Genomic DNA, 17,404 nt, shown 5'->3' on the forward strand with positions numbered 1-17,404 from the left:
GCGCCGCGGCCGTGCGGGGAGCGATGTCGTGTTCACTCATGGCTGCAAACATCAATCTCCCCCGTTCTGTTCCGTATCCTGTGCCCGCGCATTTCCCGGCTGTTCGCCCTCGAGTTGGGCCCGCAGCAGGCCGAGCACGCTCCGTACACTCTCTGTACGGATGTCCGCCCGCCCGCCGTTCAACCGCAGCGCGGCTACCTTGCGCACTTCCGAGCCGTCCGCCCCGGGCCCGGCGACGGCGACGTACACCGTCCCCACCGGCTTCCCGTCCTGCGGCTCGGGACCGGCGACCCCCGTCGTCGCGATGCCCCAGTCGGCCCCGAGCAGCGCCCGTACACCGGCCGCCATCTGCGACGCGACCTCCGGATCGACCGCTCCCCGCTCCGCGAGCAGCGCGCCGTCCACTCCCAGCAGCCGTTCCTTGACCGCCGTGGCGTAGGCCGTGACCGAACCGAGGACGGTGCGCGACGCGCCCGGCGCCTCGGTCAGCTCGGCCGCCACCAGACCGCCCGTGAGGGACTCCGCGGCGGCGACCATCTGATCACGCTCCGCGAGCAGTTCCAGCACCCGGGCGGCTTCGTTCATCGTGCGTCGGCCCTCTCCGCCGCTTCGACCGCTTCGGCCGCGAGTCCCTGGCGCCGCAGGACGACGGCCTGTCGCACATAGTCCAGACCGGTGACGACGGTCAGCACGACGGCCACCGCCATCACCCAGAAGCGCAAGGTGGCGAGCGGACCGGTGAGCATGAGGACGTACATGCCGACCGCCGTGCCCTGCGCGAGGGTCTTCATCTTGCCGCCGCGACTGGCCGGGATCACCCCGTGCCGGATGACCCAGAACCGCATCAGCGTGATGCCCAGCTCACGGGCGAGGATCGCCGCCGTCACCCACCACGGCAGATCGCCGAGCCAGGAGAGGCTGATCAGTCCGGCCGCCATGATCGCCTTGTCGGCGATCGGGTCGGCGATCTTCCCGAAGTCAGTGACCAGGTTGTACGTCCGGGCCAGGTGTCCGTCGAAGACATCGGTGATCATGGCGACGGCGAACGCCGCCCAGGCCCAGGCGCGCCAGGCCGGGTCGTGTCCGCCGTCCTGGAACAGCAGCACCACGAAGCCGGGCACGAGGACGAGCCTGACCATGGTCAGGATGTTGGCGATGTTCCACAGGCTGGCCTGATTGACGGCCGCAGTGCCCAGCTTGCCTCGGGGCGCCGGCCTTCCGGTCCCGCCCGTCGCGGATGCCGGGACTCCGGTCATCTGCCCGCCTCCTCGATCAGACACGCCACCAGGTCGACACCCTCGGTGCCGACGACCTTCGCCGTGACCATCCGGCCGGGGGCGAGGTCCAGGCCCTCGGCCGAGTCCGCCGTGAGGACCACCTGTCCGTCGGTCTCGGGCGCCTGGTGCGCGGCCCGGCCGATCCAGCCGCCCTCGCCGTCGTTCTCGTCCTCGTCGAAGGACTCGACCATCACTTCCAGGGTCTCGCCCATGCGCTCTTCCGCACGCTGGGCGGTGAGCTCCTCGGCGAGCCGGGACAGATGCGCGAGCCGCTCGTCGACCACGTCCTGGGGCAGCTTGTGCTCGTACGTGGCGGCCTCGGTGCCGTCCTCGTCGGAGTAGCCGAAGACGCCGATGGCGTCGAGCCGGGCGTGCGTGACGAAACGCTCCAGCTCGGCGAAGTCCGCCTCGGTCTCGCCGGGGAAGCCGACGATGAAGTTGGAGCGGGCGCCGGCCGTCGGGGCCTTGTGCCGGATGGTCTCCAGCAGCTCCAGGAAGCGGTCGGTGTCGCCGAAGCGGCGCATCCGGCGCAGCACGTCCGGGGCGCTGTGCTGGAAGGACAGGTCGAAGTACGGGACCACCTTGTCGGTGGAGGTCAGTACGTCGATCAGGCCGGGGCGCATCTCGGCGGGCTGGAGGTAGCTGACCCGGACCCGCTCGATGCCGTCGACACCGGCCAGCTCGGGCAGCAGGCTCTCCAGGAGCCGGATGTCGCCGAGGTCCTTGCCGTAGGACGTGTTGTTCTCGGAGACCAGCATGATCTCCTTGACGCCCTGCTCGGCGAGCCAGCGCGTCTCGTTCAGCACGTCGGAGGGGCGGCGCGAGACGAAGGAGCCGCGGAAGGACGGGATGGCGCAGAAGGAGCAGCGGCGGTCGCAGCCGGAGGCCAGCTTCACCGAGGCGACGGGGCTGGTGTCCAGGCGGCGGCGCAGCGGGGCGCGCGGACCGGAGACGGGCGCGACGCCCTCGGGGAGGTCGCTGGGCACGTTCTCGGGGGCGGTCGCCGGGGCGGCCGGCTCCTCGGCCGCGGTGCCGTGGCCGGGCAGGGCCACGCTCTCGGCGGCCTTCTGGCGCTCGACGGGGGACAGCGGGAGCAGCGAGCGCCGGTCGCGCGGGGTGTGCGCCTCGACGCTGCCTCCGCTGAGGATGACCTGGAGACGGTTGGAGATGTCGGCGTAGTCGTCGAAGCCGAGCACACCGTCGGCCTCGGGGAGGGCGTCGGCAAGTTCCTTGCCGTAGCGCTCGGCCATGCAGCCGACGGCGACGACGGCCTGGGTACGGCCGTGGTCCTTCAGATCATTGGCTTCGAGAAGGGCGTCGACGGAGTCCTTCTTGGCGGCTTCGACGAAGCCACAGGTGTTGACGACGGCGACGTCCGCTTCCTCGGCGTTCTCGACGAGCTCCCAGCCGTCCGCTGCCAAGCGGCCTGCGAGCTCCTCCGAGTCCACCTCGTTACGGGCGCAGCCGAGAGTGACAAGGGCGACGGTACGGCGTTCGGGCATGGGCTCAAGACTACTTCGTCCCGGCCGCGTCTTCGTCGCGCAGGGTTCACCCTGGCGACGAACACACGACCGGGACGCCGGACGGGGGCCTGGTCAGCCCGCCTGGGGGTCGCCCTTGGTGTACGACAGACGCTCGACCTGGCCGGGCTCGAAGCTGTCCTCGACCTTCTTGCCGTTCACGTACAGCTCGATCGGTCCGGCGTTGCCGAGGATCAGATCGACACGCTCGTCGTCCTGGAAGGTCTTGGACTGGCCGGCCAGGAGCAGCCCGTCGAAGAGCAGCTTGCCGTCGTGGGCCTTGGCGGAGATCCAGCTCTTGTCGTCGGTCGCGGTCAGCTTGACGGTGACCTTGTCCCGGGGGACGGCGGCGATGGCGCTGTCGGAGGGGACGGGCTTGGGGTCGGCCGGCTTGGCCGGCTTCGGCTTGGCGGGTGCGGAGGCGCTGGTCGCGGGGGCGGGGCCCTCGGCGGCCGAGCCGCCGCCGACCGGGGCGTCGGTCCCGTTGAACATCGTGAAGCCGACGAAACCGACGACGGCGACGATCGCGGCGACCATGGCGGCGGTCCAGTTGGGGCGCCGGGGCTCGGCGCGGATACGTTCCGCCTCGAACAGCGGCGCCGCCGGGGTCGGCGCGGGACGGCCGCCGTGCTCGGCGTCGTACCGCTCGATCAGCGGCGCCGGATCGAGCCCCACGGCGCGCGCGAGCGTACGGATGTGTCCGCGCGCGTAGACGTCGCCGCCACAGCGCGAGAAGTCGTCGTCCTCGATCGCGTGCACGATCGGAACCCGCACCCGGGTGGAGGCGCTGATCTCCTCTGCGGTGAGACCGGCGGCGATACGGGCCTGCTGGAGGGCACGACCGATGGATTTCGGGTCGTCTGCCGGGAAGTACCGGTCGTCTTCGGGGGAGTTGCCGATGGACACGAGAGCGCCTTTCGAGCGTGTAACCACCTGCTGGAGGTTCAGTCTATGGCTGGTACGAAAGGGTGGGGCAACCGGGCGGGGGAGGTGTGTACGCCAGAGGAAGGGGGCATTGCCGCCCCCTTCTCCCCTGACGTGCGGTCGGTGGAAAGGGTTGCTCCGGTTTCCTCACGGACGGGTCTCGGCCGGATCTCGCCGCAGGGACGGCTGATCCGGCCGGGGATCCGGCCAGGGCCCTGGGAAAGGGGCCGGACGAAGGACCGGAGAAGGGGCCGGGCAGGGGGCCGATGGGGGGTCGGCCGATCGGGGGCCCGGACGGCGGCCGGGTCGCGGGCTCACGGCCCGTCCTCGCCGCGGATCACGGCGAGGACCCCGTCCAGCTCGTCGGGCTTGACGAGCACGTCACGCGCCTTGGACCCCTCGCTCGGGCCCACGATGTCGCGCGACTCCATCAGGTCCATCAGCCGGCCGGCCTTCGCGAAGCCCACCCGCAGCTTGCGCTGGAGCATGGAGGTCGAGCCGAACTGCGTGGAGACGACCAGCTCGGCCGCCTGGCACAGCAGGTCGAGGTCGTCGCCGATCTCCTCGTCGATCTCCTTCTTCTGCTTGCCGCCGACGGTGACGTCGTCCCGGAAGACCGGCGCCATCTGGTCCTTGCAGTGCCGCACGATGGTGGCGACCTCGGCCTCGGTGACGAAGGCGCCCTGCATCCGGACGGGCTTGTTCGCACCCATCGGCAGGAACAGGCCATCGCCCTTGCCGATCAGCTTCTCGGCGCCGGGCTGGTCGAGGATGACGCGGCTGTCGGCGAGCGAGGAGGTGGCGAAGGCGAGCCGGGAGGGCACGTTCGCCTTGATCAGACCGGTGACGACGTCCACCGAGGGCCGCTGGGTGGCGAGCACCAGATGGATGCCGGCCGCGCGGGCCAGCTGGGTGATGCGGACGATCGCGTCCTCGACGTCGCGCGGCGCGACCATCATCAGGTCGGCCAGCTCGTCGACGATCACCAGGAGATACGGGTAGGGCTGCAGATCGCGCTCGCTGCCCGGCGGCGGCTGCACCTTGCCCTCGCGGATCGCCTGGTTGAAGTCGTCGATGTGCCGGAAGCCGAACGCCGCGAGGTCGTCGTAGCGCAGGTCCATCTCGCGGACGACCCACTGGAGCGCCTCGGCGGCCTTCTTGGGGTTGGTGATGATCGGCGTGATGAGGTGCGGGATGCCCTCGTACGCCGTCAGCTCGACCCGCTTGGGGTCGACGAGCACCATCCGGACGTCCTCCGGGGTCGCTCTTATCATCACCGACGTGATCAGGCAGTTGATGCACGAGGACTTGCCGGAGCCGGTGGCACCGGCCACCAGGATGTGCGGCATCTTCGCCAGGTTGGCCATCACATAGCCGCCCTCGACGTCCTTGCCGAGCGCCACCAGCATCGGGTGGTCGTCCTCCGCCGCCTCGGCGAGCCGCAGGACGTCGCCGAGATTGACCATCTCGCGGTCGGTGTTCGGGATCTCGATGCCGACCGCGGACTTGCCCGGGATCGGCGAGATGATCCGCACATCGGGGCTGGCCACCGCGTACGCGATGTTCTTGGTGAGCGCGGTGATCTTCTCGACCTTGACGGCCGGACCCAGTTCGACCTCGTAGCGGGTGACCGTCGGACCGCGGGTGAAGCCGGTGACCGCCGCGTCGACCTTGAACTCGGCGAAGACGTTGGTGAGCGACTCGACGACGACGTCGTTGGCGGCGCTGCGCGTCTTGCCGGGGCCGCCGCGCTCCAGCAGGTCCATGGAGGGCAGGGCGTACGTGATGTCGCCGGCGAGCCGGAGCTGTTCGGCCCGCACGGGCAGCTCGGTCGGCTCGGGCGCCGGCTTGGTCAGGTCGGGGACGCCGGAGCGCTCCTCGGGGGCGCGCCGCTTGCCGGCCCGCGCGCCCGGCACCGCGGCGCCGGCCGGGGCCGCCGGAGCGGTCTCCCCCACCGCCTCGGCGGCCGCCGCGGCGACGGCGGCGGCCCGGTCGGCGGTGAGGTCCCGGGTGAGGTCGGCGACCAGCGGGGACGGCGGCATGCCGTTGAGGACGGCACCGTCGAGGGCCGCGGCAGCGGCGGCGGCCACGTCGACCGGGTCGAGACCGCCGGTGTCGAACGCCGAGGCGGGCGGGGTACGGCGCCGGCCACGCCGCTCCAGGACCTCGGCCTCGGCCTCCGCCTGATCCGCGTCGGCGGACCGGCGACGGGCCGGCCGGGCCGGGCGCGGTTCGTCGTCGTCCCATTCGTCGCCGTACACCTCGTACGGATCCGCGTCGGGATCGTAGGCGGGTTCGACGATGCCGAGCCGGGCGCCGAGCGCGCGCAGCCGCTGCGGGATGGCGTTGACAGGGGTGGCGGTGACCACGAGCAGACCGAAGACGGTGAGCAGCAGGAGCAGCGGCACCGCCAGGACCTCGCCCGTCAGGAAGACGAGCGGCTTCGACGCGGCCCAGCCGATCAGGCCGCCCGCGTCCTGCATGGCCTTGGTGCCGTCGCCCCGGCCGGGCGAGCCGCACGCGATGTGCACCTGCCCGAGGACGCCGACGACCAGCGCGGACAGTCCGATGACGATCCGTCCGTTGGCCTCCGGCTTCTGCGGATAGAGGATCAGCCGGACGCCGATCGCGCCGAGCAGCAGCGGGACGAGCAGATCGAGCCGGCCGAAGGAGCCGGTGACCAGCATCTCCACCAAGTCCCCGACAGGGCCGCGCAGATTGGACCAGGTGCCGGCGGCGACGACGAGGGCGACACCGATCAGCAGCAGCGCGAGTCCGTCCTTGCGGTGCGCCGGGTCGAGGCCCTTGGCGCCCCGTCCTATGCCGCGGAACATCGCTGCGACCCCGCGCCCGAGTCCGCGCACCAGCCGGTAGATCCCCCCGGTGGGGGACGGCGCCGGGCGCGGTGCGGGCTTCTTCGCCACCGCCTTGCGCGCGGGCGCGCGCTTGGCGGGCACGGCCTTCTTGGCCGGCGCCTTCCGCACGGGCTGCTTCGCGGTGCGGGCGGAGGACTTGACGGGGGATTTTCCAGGAGACTTTCCGGGCGCCGCCTTCTTCGCGGCGCCGGTCGTACGGCCGGCGCGCGGCTTCGCGGTGCCCGCCGTGCCCTGGGAACCCTTGCCGGACGTACGTGAGGCCATGATGCTGAGGTTACCGGTGCGCGTGGCCGGGAAAACACGCTCACCCGTTCGTGTCGTGCCGTGTCGGGCGCGAAACTGACGCCCGTTCACGACGGGCGCCCACGGGGTGACCTTCCGTCAATTCTGCGAGGGCAGGGCGGGAGTACCGCCGGTACCCGGCTCCAGTGCGTCGAGGGCCCTGCGCAGTCCGGTGAGTTTGCGTTCCAGGTGCGCGGCGGTGGCGACGGCCGCCGCGTCGGCGGAATCGTCGTCGAGCTGTTTGGACAGCGCCTCGGCCTGTTCCTCGACGGCGGCGAGGCGGGCGGACAGCTCGGCGAGCAGGCCCGCGGACTCCTTGGACTGCCCGCCGGGGCCGCCGCCCTCCAACTGGAGCCGGAGCAGCGCGGCCTGTTCGCGGAGCTTGCAGTTCTTCATGTACAGCTCCACGAAGACCGACACCTTGGCGCGCAGCACCCAGGGGTCGAACGGCTTGGAGATGTAGTCGACGGCGCCCGCCGCGTACCCCCGGAAGGTGTGGTGGGGGCCGTGGTTGATGGCGGTGAGGAAGATGATCGGGATGTCCCGGGTCCGCTCCCGCCGCTTGATGTGCGCGGCCGTCTCGAACCCGTCCATGCCGGGCATCTGGACGTCCAGCAGAATGACCGCGAAGTCGTCGGTCAGCAGCGCCTTGAGCGCTTCCTCCCCGGACGATGCCCGGACCAGGGTCTGATCGAGCGCGGAGAGAATGGCCTCCAGCGCCAGCAGATTCTCCGGCCGGTCATCGACCAAGAGGATCTTGGCCTTCTGCACCATGCCTCGTCCTCCTCGCCCCGGTACTGGCTCGCTCCGGCTCCGCGAGCCGGGGGAAGCACCGGGCGCCGCCCCAGAAGACGACTCCCACACGCCGTCCGTCCTTGTGCCGGTCATCGTAGCCGCACCCCACCCGTCGCCACACCCTGTCACCGCGATGTCACTGAGCACGCAGATCCGTGCCCGTCTGTCGAACGCGGTGGGATCCCGGAAGGTTCCCGGTGCCACGGGAAGTCCGTCCCGAAGTCCGCCCGGGGTGCCGCCCGGTGGCCCTCACGCCGCCGCCGGGCCGGGAGCGGCGCCCGTCCCCCCGGCCCCATACGGCTCCGGCGCACCCGCCGGGCCCGGGCGCCGGGGGCCCTGGACGGGGTCTTCATACGCGCCCCGTCCGGGCCCGCGCACAGACCCCGGACAGACCCCGGACAGACCCCGGACGGACCCCGACTTCCGTGCAGATCCCCGACGGACTCCGGCTTCCGGACGGGCCCGGGTGGGGCTCCGACTTCCGTGCAGACCCCGGACGGATCCCGGCTTCCGGGCGGAACCCTACTTCCGTACAAACCCCGGACAGTCCCCGACTCAGCTCCCGTCCCCCCGCATCCACCGCTCCATGACCGTGAGCAGATGGTCCGGGTCCACCGGCTTGGTCACATAGTCCGAGGCCCCGCACTCGATCGCCTTCTCGCGGTCGCCCTCCATCGCCTTGGCGGTCAGCGCGATGATCGGCAGCCCGGCGAACTGCGGCATCCGCCGGATCGCGGTGGTCGTCGCGTACCCGTCCATCTCCGGCATCATGATGTCCATCAGCACCACGGACACGTCCTCGTGCTGTTCCAGGACCTCGACGCCCTCCCGCCCGTTCTCGGCGTACAGCACCCCGAGTCCGTTCTGCTCCAGGACGCTGGTGAGCGCGAACACATTGCGGACGTCGTCGTCGACGATCAGCACCTTCTCGCCGCAGAACGAGAACTCCGGCCGCGGCTCGCGCCCGGCACGCTCGCCGCCCTGGGCCGCCGGCTCCTCCTTGGCGGTCTGTCCGGGCAGCTGCGCCCGCTGCGGGGCCGCCGCGCGCCGGTGCCGGAACAGCGCCCCGGCGCCCGACCTGACCTCGCCGGGCGCGGGAGCGGGCGCGAAGTGCGCGAGCCCCTCGGCGAAGCCGGCCTCGTCCGCGTATCCGAGCGCGGCCTCCCGACGCTCCTCTTCGTCCTGGTCCTGACCGGTGCCCGGGTGCGCCGGCTCGGTGGGGCACAGCGGCAGGTAGAGGGTGAACGTCGAGCCTCGGCCCGGCTCGCTGGCCGCATGGATCTCGCCGCCGAGCAGCCGGGCGATCTCCCGGCTGATGGACAGGCCGAGGCCGGTGCCGCCGTACTTGCGGCTGGTGGTGCCGTCGGCCTGCTTGAACGCCTCGAAGATGACGAGCATCTTGCTTTCGGCGATGCCGATGCCGGTGTCCGTCACCGAGAAGGCGATCAGGTCGGCGTCCGCGTCGCGCAGCGTCCCGGCCTCCAGCATCTGCTCGCGGATCGTCTGCGGGACGTCCGCGCCGGCCGGTCGGATCACCAGCTCGACGGCGCCGGTGGCGGTGAACTTCACCGCGTTCGACAGCAGATTGCGCAGCACCTGGAGCAGTCGCTGCTCGTCGGTGTGCAGGGTGGCGGGCAGCTCGGGCGAGACCCGTACCGAGAAGTCGAGCCCCTTCTCCGCGGTCAGCGGCCGGAAGGTGGCCTCGACGTAGTCGACGAGCTGGACGAGCGCGATCCGGGTCGGCGACACGTCCATCTTGCCCGCCTCGACCTTCGACAGGTCGAGGATGTCGTTGATCAGCTGGAGCAGATCGGAACCGGCGCCGTGGATGGTGTCGGCGAACTCGATCTGCTTGTGCGTCAGATTGCCGTCGGCGTTGTCGGCGAGCAGCTTGGCCAGGATCAGCAGCGAGTTGAGCGGGGTACGCAACTCGTGCGACATGTTGGCCAGGAACTCGGACTTGTAGCGCATGGAGACGGCGAGCTGTTCGGCCCGCTCCTCCAGGATCTGCCGGGCCTCCTCGATCTCGGTGTTCTTCACCTCGATGTCGCGGTTCTGCCGGGCGAGCAGGGCCGCCTTCTCCTCCAGTTCCGCGTTGGAGTTCTGGAGCTCCTTCTGCCGGTTCTCCAGCTCCCCGGAGCGCTCCTTCAGCTGCTCGGCCAGCTCCTGCGACTGCTTGAGCAGCACCTCTGTTCGGGTGTTGACGCTGATGGTGTTGACGGTGGTGGCGATCAGCTCGGCGATCTGGTTGAGGAAGTCGCGCTGGATGTGCGTGAACGGCTGGAAGGACGCCAGCTCGATCACGCCGAGCACCCGCCCCTCGAACAGCACGGGCAGCACGATCACATGGGCCGGGGCGGCCTCGCCCAGTCCGGACGAGATCTTCAGATAGCCCGGCGGGACGTTGACCTGGATGGTCCGCTTCTCCTCGGCGGCCGTGCCGATGAGCGTCTCGCCCGGCCGGAAGGACGTCGGCATGGTGCCGGCCGAGTAGCCGTAACTGCCGCGCATCCGCAGCTCGTACACGCCGTCGCCCTCCCCCACGGGTTCGATGTCGCTGTTGGCGCTGCCGAGCGGGGTCGCGACGAAGAAGGCGCCGTGCTGCGCGGAGACCACCGGGGTCAGCTCGCTCATGATGAGCGAGGCGACGTCCTCCAGGTCGCCCCGGCGACCCTGCATGAGGCCGGAGATACGGGCCAGGTTGCCCTTCAGCCAGTCCTGCTCCTCGTTGGCGAGGGTGGTGTCGCGCAGGTTGGCGATCATGGTGTTGATGTTTTCCTGGAGGGCCTGGATCTCGCCGGCCGCGTCCACCCCGTCGATCTTGAGGTTGAGGTCGCCGCGGGTCACCGCGGTGGCGACCTTCGCGATGGCCCGTACCTGCCGGGTCAGATTGCTGGCCATCTCGTTGACCGACACGGTCAGGTCCCGCCAGGTGCCGTCCACGTCCCGGACCCGGGCCTGACCGCCGAGCTGCCCGTCCGTGCCCACCTCCTGGGCCACCCGGGTGAGCTCCCCGGCGAGGTTGGACAGCTGGTCGACCATCGTGTTGATGGTGCTCTTGAGCTCCAGGATCTCCCCGCGCGCGTCGATGTCGATCTTCTTGGTGAGATCGCCCTGGGCGATGGCGGTGGTGACGGCGGCGATCTGGCGCACCTGGCCGGTCAGGTTGTCGGCCATCGAGTTCACCGAGTCGGTGAGGTCCTTCCAGGTGCCCGAGACACCGGGAACGCGCGCCTGGCCGCCGAGAATGCCCTCGGTGCCCACTTCACGGGCCACCCGGGTCACCTCATCGGCGAAGGACGACAGGGTCGTCACCATCGTGTTGACGGTGTCGGCGAGTTCGGCGACCTCGCCGCGGGCCTCGACCGTCACCTTCTTCGTCAGATCGCCGTTGGCGACGGCCGCGGAGACCCGGGAGATGTTCCGCACCTGGCTGGTCAGGTTGTTGGCCATCAGGTTGACGTTGTCGCTCAGGTCCTTCCAGATGCCGGTCACCCCGCGCACCCGGGCCTGGCCGCCGAGGATGCCCTCGGTGCCCACCTCACGGGCGACCCGCGTCACCTCGTCGGCGAAGTTGGACAGCTGGTCGACCATGGTGTTGACGGTCGTCACCAGTTCGAGGATCTCGCCCTTGGCGTCGACGGTGATCTTGAGCGACAGGTCGCCGCGCGCCACGGCCGTCGTCACCTGGGCGATCTGCCGTACCTGCGAGGTCAGGTTGTTCGCCATCATGTTCACCGACTGGGTGAGGTCCTTCCAGGTGCCGGAGACCCCCTGCACCTCGGCCTGGCCGCCCAGGATGCCCTCGGTACCCACCTCACGGGCCACCCGCGTCACCTGCTCGGCGAAGCTGGAGAGCTGGTCCACCATCGTGTTGAGGGTGTTCTTCAGCTCCAGGATCTCGCCGCGGGCGTCCACGTCGATCTTCTGCGACAGGTCACCGCGTGCCACGGCGGTCGCGACCTGCGCGATGTTGCGCACCTGGTCGGTCAGGTTCCCGGCCATGCCGTTCACCGAGTCGGTGAGGTCGCGCCACACACCGGCGACACCCGGCACCTGCGCCTGACCGCCCAGCCGGCCTTCCGTACCCACCTCACGGGCCACCCGGGTCACCTGGTCCGCGAACGCGGACAGCTGATCGACCATCGTGTTGATGGTGTTCTTCAGCTCCAGGATCTCCCCGCGCGCGTCCACGTCGATCTTCTGCGACAGGTCACCGCGCGCCACGGCCGTCGTCACCTGGGCGATCTGCCGTACCTGCGAGGTCAGATTGCCGGCCATGAAGTTCACCGAGTCGGTCAGCTCGCGCCACCGCCCCGAGACGCCGTCCACCCGGGCCTGACCGCCGAGGCGCCCCTCGGTGCCCACGTCCCGCGCCATCCGCGTCACCTGGTCGGCGAACGACGACAGCTGCGACACCATGGTGTTGACGGTGTTCTTCAGCTCCAGCATCTCGCCGGCCACGTCGACCGTGACCTTCTGCGACAGGTCGCCATTGGCGACCGCCGTCGTCACCTGCGCGATGTCACGCACCTGGCCCGTCAGGTTGCGGAAGGCCGTGTTCACGGAGTCCGTGAGGTCCTTCCACGTCCCGGCCGCCCCCGGCACCTGTGCCTGGCCGCCCAGCAGACCCTCGACGCCGACCTCCCGCGCCACCCGGGTCACCTCGGAACCGAACGCGGACAGCTGGTCCACCATCGTGTTGACGGTGTTCTTCAGCTCCAGCATCTCGCCGGCCACGTCCACGGTGACCTTCTGCGACAGATCACCGTTGGCCACCGCCGTCGTCACCTGCGCGATGTCCCGCACCTGCGTGGTGATGTTGCGGAAGACGGTGTTGACCGAGTCGGTGAGGTCCTTCCAGGTCCCCGCCGCGCCCGGCACCTGCGCCTGACCGCCCAGCAGCCCCTGCGCGCCGACCTCGCCGGACACCCGCGTCACCTCGTCGGCGAAGGTGCGCAGCGTGTCCGTCATCTGGTTGATGGTGTCCGCGAGCTGGGCGATCTCGCCGCGCGCCGACACCTGCACCTTCTGCGACAGGTCGCCGTTGGCGACCGCGGTGGTGACCTCCGCGATACCCCTCACCTGATTGGTGAGATTCCCCGCCATCGTGTTGACGGAATCGGTGAGGTCCTTCCACACACCGGCGACCCCGGCCACCTCGGCCTGGCCGCCCAGCTCGCCCTCCGTACCCACCTCGCGGGCCACCCGGGTGACCTCGGAGGAGAACGACGACAGCTGGTCCACCATCCGGTTGACCGTGTTCTTGAGCTCCAGCATCTCCCCGGCCACGTTCGCCGTGACCTTCTGCGACAGATCGCCGTTGGCCACCGCCGTCGTGACCAGGGCGATGTCCCGCACCTGCGCCGTCAGCTGGTTCGCCATGGTGTTGACGGAGTCCGTGAGGTCCTTCCAGGACCCGGACATCCCGCGCACCTGGGCCTGCCCGCCGAGGATGCCGTCGGTGCCGACCTCCAGGGCGACCCGGGTCACCTCGTCCGCGAACACCGACAACTGGTCGACCAGGTTGTTCACCGTACGGGCGACCTTCAGGAACTCGCCGCGCAGCGGCCTCGTCGTCCCGTCCGCGCCCTCCGAGCGCAGCTCCATCCGCTGCCCCAGATCACCGTCGGCCACCGCCGACAGCACCCGCCCGACCTCGGAGACAGGCCGCGCCAGCTCGTCGACCAGCGCGTTCGCCGCGTCGATCGCCGAGGCCCAGGCCCCCTCGCCGGCCCCGGTGTCCAGCCGCTCCGACAGCTTGCCCTCGCGGCCCACCACCCGGCGTACCCGCGACAGCTCCCCGGTCAGATGCGTCTGCCGGTCCGCGACCTCGTTGAACACGGCGGCGATCTCCGCCATGACCCCGTCACCGGAGACCGTCAGCCGTTTGCGGAAGTTCCCGTCCCGCATCGACGCCAGTGCGGCCAGCAGGCGCTGCAGCGCGGCCGTGTCCACCTGCACCGTGCCCCCGCCCCGGGGCCGCCCGCCGCCCTTCGCCCGCGCACCGCCACCGCGCCGCGTCGTCGTGCCAGACTCCACCGTGTCCCTCCCAAGGGGGTCGAACGGACCGTACGGTCTCTCGTTATCAGCCTGCCCAGTGTTTCACCGGGTCGGGACCAGGCGATAACAGTCCGGCGGCTTCGCACAAGGTCCCCACGTCCGGGGGACGCGAATTCGCGACCGGCATCCGCGGGGACAGCGAAGGTAAGTAACCTGGCATCCGGCTGTCCAACCCGCCCCGGTCCACCCGGCGGGAGCGGGACGGCGGAACGTGGGCACGGACAGCGGGAGGGCACACCGACCATGGCAGAGCCGGGCGTCGAGACGCGTACGAGGAGTTCAGTGATCACCGCGCGGGCGGCCGCCAGCTTCGAACCCGCCGGGCGGTCCGTCGCGACCGCCCGCGCCTTCGTCCGGGACACCCTCCAGGGCTGGGGATACGCCGAAATCGTCGACGACGCCGTGGTCCTCACCAGCGAACTCGTCACCAACGCCGTCATCCACGCCGGCACCTCGGCCGACGTGCTGTGCCTGCGCCACGAGGACGGCGTCCGCATCGAGGTCGCCGACCGCTATCCCGAGCGAGAGATCCCCCTCCAGCTGAACCGTTCCCCCGGCAACCCCGACCGGGAGAACGGCCGGGGGCTCATGCTCTGCGCCGCCCTCGCCACCCGCTGGGGCGTCGACTACGCCCCCACCCACAAGCACGTCTGGTTCCACCTGGACCTGCCGGAACGTCCCGTCGGCACCCGCTCCGCGGGCCCCGTCCTGCCCGACCGGCTCCTCCCCCGCACCGACAGCCGCGTGCGGGTCGCCGTCGTCCAGCTCGACGCCGACGGCGCGATCGCCGCCTGGAACGAGGACGCCGGGGAGATCTTCGGCTACGGGTCCGAGCAGGTCGTCGGCAAGCCGCTCGGCGATCTCGCCGCCTGGCCGCACACCCCCGGCATCGCCACCGGCCTCGCCGAGGCCCTGCGGCTGTCCCGCTGGGAGGGCAGCTACGGCATCCGCTGCGCCGACGGCCGGGTCGTCCCCGTCTACGCCTCGCACCTGCGGGTGCGCGACGCCCAGGGCGAGCCGTCCACCGTTTGCCTCCTCGTCCGTGAGTTCGAGCGCGCGGTGCTCCAGACCCCGCAGCGCACCCCCGGCACAGAGACCGGCCCCAAGGACCGCACCGCCGCCGACCCCTTCGAGGTCTTCATCGGCTCCCCGGCCCCCGACGACCTCGACGGCCTTCTCCAGCGCACGGTCGAACGCGCCCGCGACATGCTCGACGCCGACGCCGCCTTCCTGCTCCTGGCCACCGACGACGAGACCGAGCTGGAGGTACGGGCCACCACGGGCCTGCCCTCCGCCCGCCAGCGCTTCGCGCGCGTACCGGTCGAGACGGGCGCGAGCCGCTACGGCTCCGCCCGGATGCCCGCCGTCCACGAGGACCTGGCCGCCGTCCCCGGCGCCGTACCCCTCCTCGAAGGCACCGGCATGCGCTCGGTCGTCACGGTCCCGCTGAAGGTCGAGGGCCGGCTCACCGGCTCCCTCGGCGTCGCCGCCGAGTCCGCGGACCGCTACTCCAACGAGGAGGCCCTGCGCCTCCAGTTCGCCGCCGACCGGATCGCCCTGGCCGTGGAGTCCGCCCGGCTCGGCGAACTCGAACGGCTTCGCCGAGGCTCCCTCAGCTTCCTCGTCGAGGCGTCCGACCTGCTGGCCGGCACGCTCGACCGGGACCAGACACTGGCCCTCATGGCCCAGATGACGGTCCCGACCCTGGCCACCTGGTGCGCCGTCTACACGATCGCCGAGCCGACGTCCGACCCTCATCTGTCGTATGTCCTGCACGAGGACGAGGACCAGATCGACGGAGTGAAGGCGCTGCTCCTCTCGATCGACCCGCCCGACCCGGTGACGACCCCCGGCGCCCGGGTCTGGACGGCCCCGGGCGAGGCCGCCCACCGCGCCGCGCTGAACGTCTCGATGCGCGAACTCGGCGGCCCGGGCAGCCCTGTCTCCTCCGGCATCGACCACGCCCTGACCACGGCGACGACCGTCGGCGGCGAGACCGTGGTCCTGCCGCTGCTGGCCCGCAACCGCGTCATCGGCATGCTGACCCTGGGCCGACCCGCCGACGACCACTTCCGCCAGGAGAGCCTGGAGCTGGCCGAGGACCTGTCCCGCCGGGCCGCGCTCGCCCTGGACAACGCCCGCCTCTACTCGGAGCGCGTGGCCATCAGCCAGTCCCTCCAGCGCAGCCTGCTGCCGCCCAGCCCGCCGGAGATCCCCGGCGTCGAGGTCGACGTCATCTACCGCGCGGCCGGCGAGGGCAACGAGGTCGGCGGCGACTTCTACGATCTCTTCCCCATCCGCGACGGCGCGTACGGCATCGCCATCGGCGACGTCTGCGGTACGGGCCCCGAGGCGGCCGCCGTGACCGGTCTCGCCCGGCACGCCCTGCGTCTGCTGGCCCGGGAGGGCTTCGGCGGTCCCGCCGTCCTGGAGCGGCTGAACGCGGCGATCCTCGACGAGGGCGCCCGCAGCCGCTTCCTCACGCTTTTGTACGGCGAGCTGCGCCCGCACGAGGACGGCTCGGCCCTCCTCAAGCTGGTCTGCGCCGGCCATCCGCTGCCGCTCCGCCTCAGCCAGGACGGCACGGTCCGCCCGGTCGCCGACCCGCAGCCGCTGCTCGGTGTGATGGAGGACCTGGAGCTGTACGAGCAGAGCGTCACCCTCGACCCGGGCGACGTCCTGCTGTGCGTCACGGACGGCGTCACCGAACGCCGCGAGGGCACCCGCATGCTGGGCGACGACGGCCTCGCCGACGTCCTGAGGTCGTGTACGGGCCTGACGGCCGGTGCGGTCGCCGCGCGAGTGCTGCGGGCGGTCGAGCGCTTCGCCCATGCGCCGGCCTCGGACGACATGGCGATCCTGGCCCTGCGCCTTCCGGAGCGGCAGAACCCGTAGGACCGTACGGAAGTCCCGCACTGCCCCGGGTCACTCCGCGGCGGTGTGGGACTCCCCCATGAACGGCCGGATCTCCAGCCACTCGTGAATCGGCCAGCTGCCCGCGCCCGGTGCGGCCGACAGCTCGGCGGCCAGATCGAGGGCCCGCTGGTAGGTGTCGACATCGATCGCCATCCAGCCGGCGACGAGATCCTTGGTCTCGGCGAACGGCCCGGAGGTGACCGGCGGGCGTCCCTCCCCGTCGTACCGGACGAACGTCCCCTCGGGGGAGAGCGCCTGGCTGTCGACGTATTCGCCCGTCTCCTTCAGCCGGTCCGCGAAGTCGTTCATGTACTGCATATGGGCCGAGACTTCCTCGGGCGTCCACTGGTCCATCGGAACGTCGTTGACCGAGGCCGGCGCGCCCCGGTAGTGCTTCACCAACAGATACCTGGCCATCGTGCCTCTCCTTCGTGCGGTGCGGCCCATTCTGGTCGCGCTCACTGCGGGGACGCGGTTGGCCACGCCGTCCGGCACCCGTCTCCGGAGCCCTCTCCGAGAACCCTGAGAACCTCCGGGAACGCAAAAAGGCCCCCGCCATAAGGCGGGGGCCTTTTCTCTGAGCCCTTTAACGGAATCGAACCGTTGACCTTCTCCTTACCATGGAGACGCTCTACCGACTGAGCTAAAAGGGCGGGTTGTTCGGCGGTGTCCTACTCTCCCACAGGGTCCCCCCTGCAGTACCATCGGCGCTGAAAGGCTTAGCTTCCGGGTTCGGAATGTAACCGGGCGT

At 70.9% G+C, this 17,404-nt stretch carries 9 protein-coding genes, 1 tRNA gene and 1 rRNA gene; 1 reads left to right on the top strand and 10 read right to left on the bottom strand.

The window, feature by feature from the left end:
- Positions 1–51: 51 nt before the first annotated feature.
- The 7 genes from ACGFRB_RS30065 to ACGFRB_RS30095 form a co-directional block, all read right to left on the bottom strand.
- On the bottom strand, positions 52–585 hold the full coding sequence (locus tag ACGFRB_RS30065) for a nicotinamide-nucleotide amidohydrolase family protein (protein WP_363012228.1): 534 nt from the start codon (positions 583–585) through the stop codon (positions 52–54).
- Positions 582–1,256, bottom strand: coding sequence for a CDP-diacylglycerol--glycerol-3-phosphate 3-phosphatidyltransferase (gene pgsA / locus ACGFRB_RS30070; protein WP_393247519.1), 675 nt, complete (start codon positions 1,254–1,256; stop codon positions 582–584). Before pgsA ends, ACGFRB_RS30065 begins: the two co-directional genes overlap by 4 nt.
- On the bottom strand, positions 1,253–2,779 hold the full coding sequence (gene rimO / locus ACGFRB_RS30075) for a 30S ribosomal protein S12 methylthiotransferase RimO (RefSeq protein WP_393247521.1): 1,527 nt from the start codon (positions 2,777–2,779) through the stop codon (positions 1,253–1,255). The genes pgsA and rimO overlap by 4 nt, the downstream gene beginning before the upstream one ends.
- Positions 2,780–2,872: 93 nt before the next feature.
- Complete coding sequence (locus ACGFRB_RS30080) at positions 2,873–3,703, bottom strand: helix-turn-helix domain-containing protein (protein WP_363012231.1); 831 nt, start codon at positions 3,701–3,703, stop codon at positions 2,873–2,875.
- 332 nt (positions 3,704–4,035) lie between these two features.
- Positions 4,036–6,861 carry a DNA translocase FtsK gene (locus tag ACGFRB_RS30085; RefSeq protein WP_393247523.1) on the bottom strand — a complete coding sequence of 942 codons (2,826 nt, stop codon included), beginning with the start codon at positions 6,859–6,861 and terminating at the stop codon, positions 4,036–4,038.
- A 117-nt stretch (positions 6,862–6,978) separates the two neighbouring features.
- A complete protein-coding gene (locus tag ACGFRB_RS30090) occupies positions 6,979–7,653 on the bottom strand; it encodes a response regulator (protein ID WP_363012233.1) in 675 nt (224 codons plus the stop codon).
- Positions 7,654–8,229: 576 nt separating this feature from the next.
- Complete coding sequence (locus ACGFRB_RS30095; RefSeq protein WP_393247525.1) at positions 8,230–13,716, bottom strand: HAMP domain-containing protein; 5,487 nt, start codon at positions 13,714–13,716, stop codon at positions 8,230–8,232.
- Positions 13,717–13,980: 264 nt separating this feature from the next.
- Between ACGFRB_RS30095 and ACGFRB_RS30100 the strand changes: the two genes are divergently transcribed.
- Positions 13,981–16,632 (top strand): SpoIIE family protein phosphatase, encoded by a 2,652-nt coding sequence (locus tag ACGFRB_RS30100; RefSeq protein WP_393247527.1) that lies wholly within the window; start codon positions 13,981–13,983, stop codon positions 16,630–16,632.
- A gap of 30 nt (positions 16,633–16,662) precedes the next feature.
- Here ACGFRB_RS30100 and ACGFRB_RS30105 read toward each other — a convergent pair whose 3' ends face one another.
- The 3 genes from ACGFRB_RS30105 to rrf all read right to left on the bottom strand — a co-directional run.
- Entirely contained in the window at positions 16,663–17,070 is a 408-nt protein-coding gene (locus ACGFRB_RS30105; protein WP_393247529.1) for a YciI family protein, read from the bottom strand.
- A 163-nt stretch (positions 17,071–17,233) separates the two neighbouring features.
- Positions 17,234–17,306, bottom strand: a tRNA-Thr gene (locus ACGFRB_RS30110).
- 5 nt (positions 17,307–17,311) lie between these two features.
- A 5S ribosomal RNA gene (gene rrf / locus ACGFRB_RS30115) occupies positions 17,312–17,404 on the bottom strand; the annotation flags it as partial.

Origin of the sequence: Streptomyces sp. NPDC048718, assembly GCF_043198875.1 — a bacterium.
Lineage (GTDB): Bacteria > Actinomycetota > Actinomycetes > Streptomycetales > Streptomycetaceae > Streptomyces.

Excerpts from the sequence above, each read along its gene's own strand:
- ACGFRB_RS30065 (WP_363012228.1), bottom strand. The coding sequence starts at position 585 with ATGAACGAAGCCGCCCGGGTGCTGGAACTGCTCGCGGAGCGTGATCAG.
- pgsA (WP_393247519.1), bottom strand. The coding sequence starts at position 1,256 with ATGACCGGAGTCCCGGCATCCGCGACGGGCGGGACCGGAAGGCCGGCG.
- rimO (WP_393247521.1), bottom strand. The coding sequence starts at position 2,779 with ATGCCCGAACGCCGTACCGTCGCCCTTGTCACTCTCGGCTGCGCCCGT.
- ACGFRB_RS30085 (WP_393247523.1), bottom strand. The coding sequence starts at position 6,861 with ATGGCCTCACGTACGTCCGGCAAGGGTTCCCAGGGCACGGCGGGCACC.
- ACGFRB_RS30090 (WP_363012233.1), bottom strand. The coding sequence starts at position 7,653 with ATGGTGCAGAAGGCCAAGATCCTCTTGGTCGATGACCGGCCGGAGAAT.
- ACGFRB_RS30100 (WP_393247527.1), top strand. The coding sequence starts at position 13,981 with ATGGCAGAGCCGGGCGTCGAGACGCGTACGAGGAGTTCAGTGATCACC.
- ACGFRB_RS30105 (WP_393247529.1), bottom strand. The coding sequence starts at position 17,070 with ATGGCCAGGTATCTGTTGGTGAAGCACTACCGGGGCGCGCCGGCCTCG.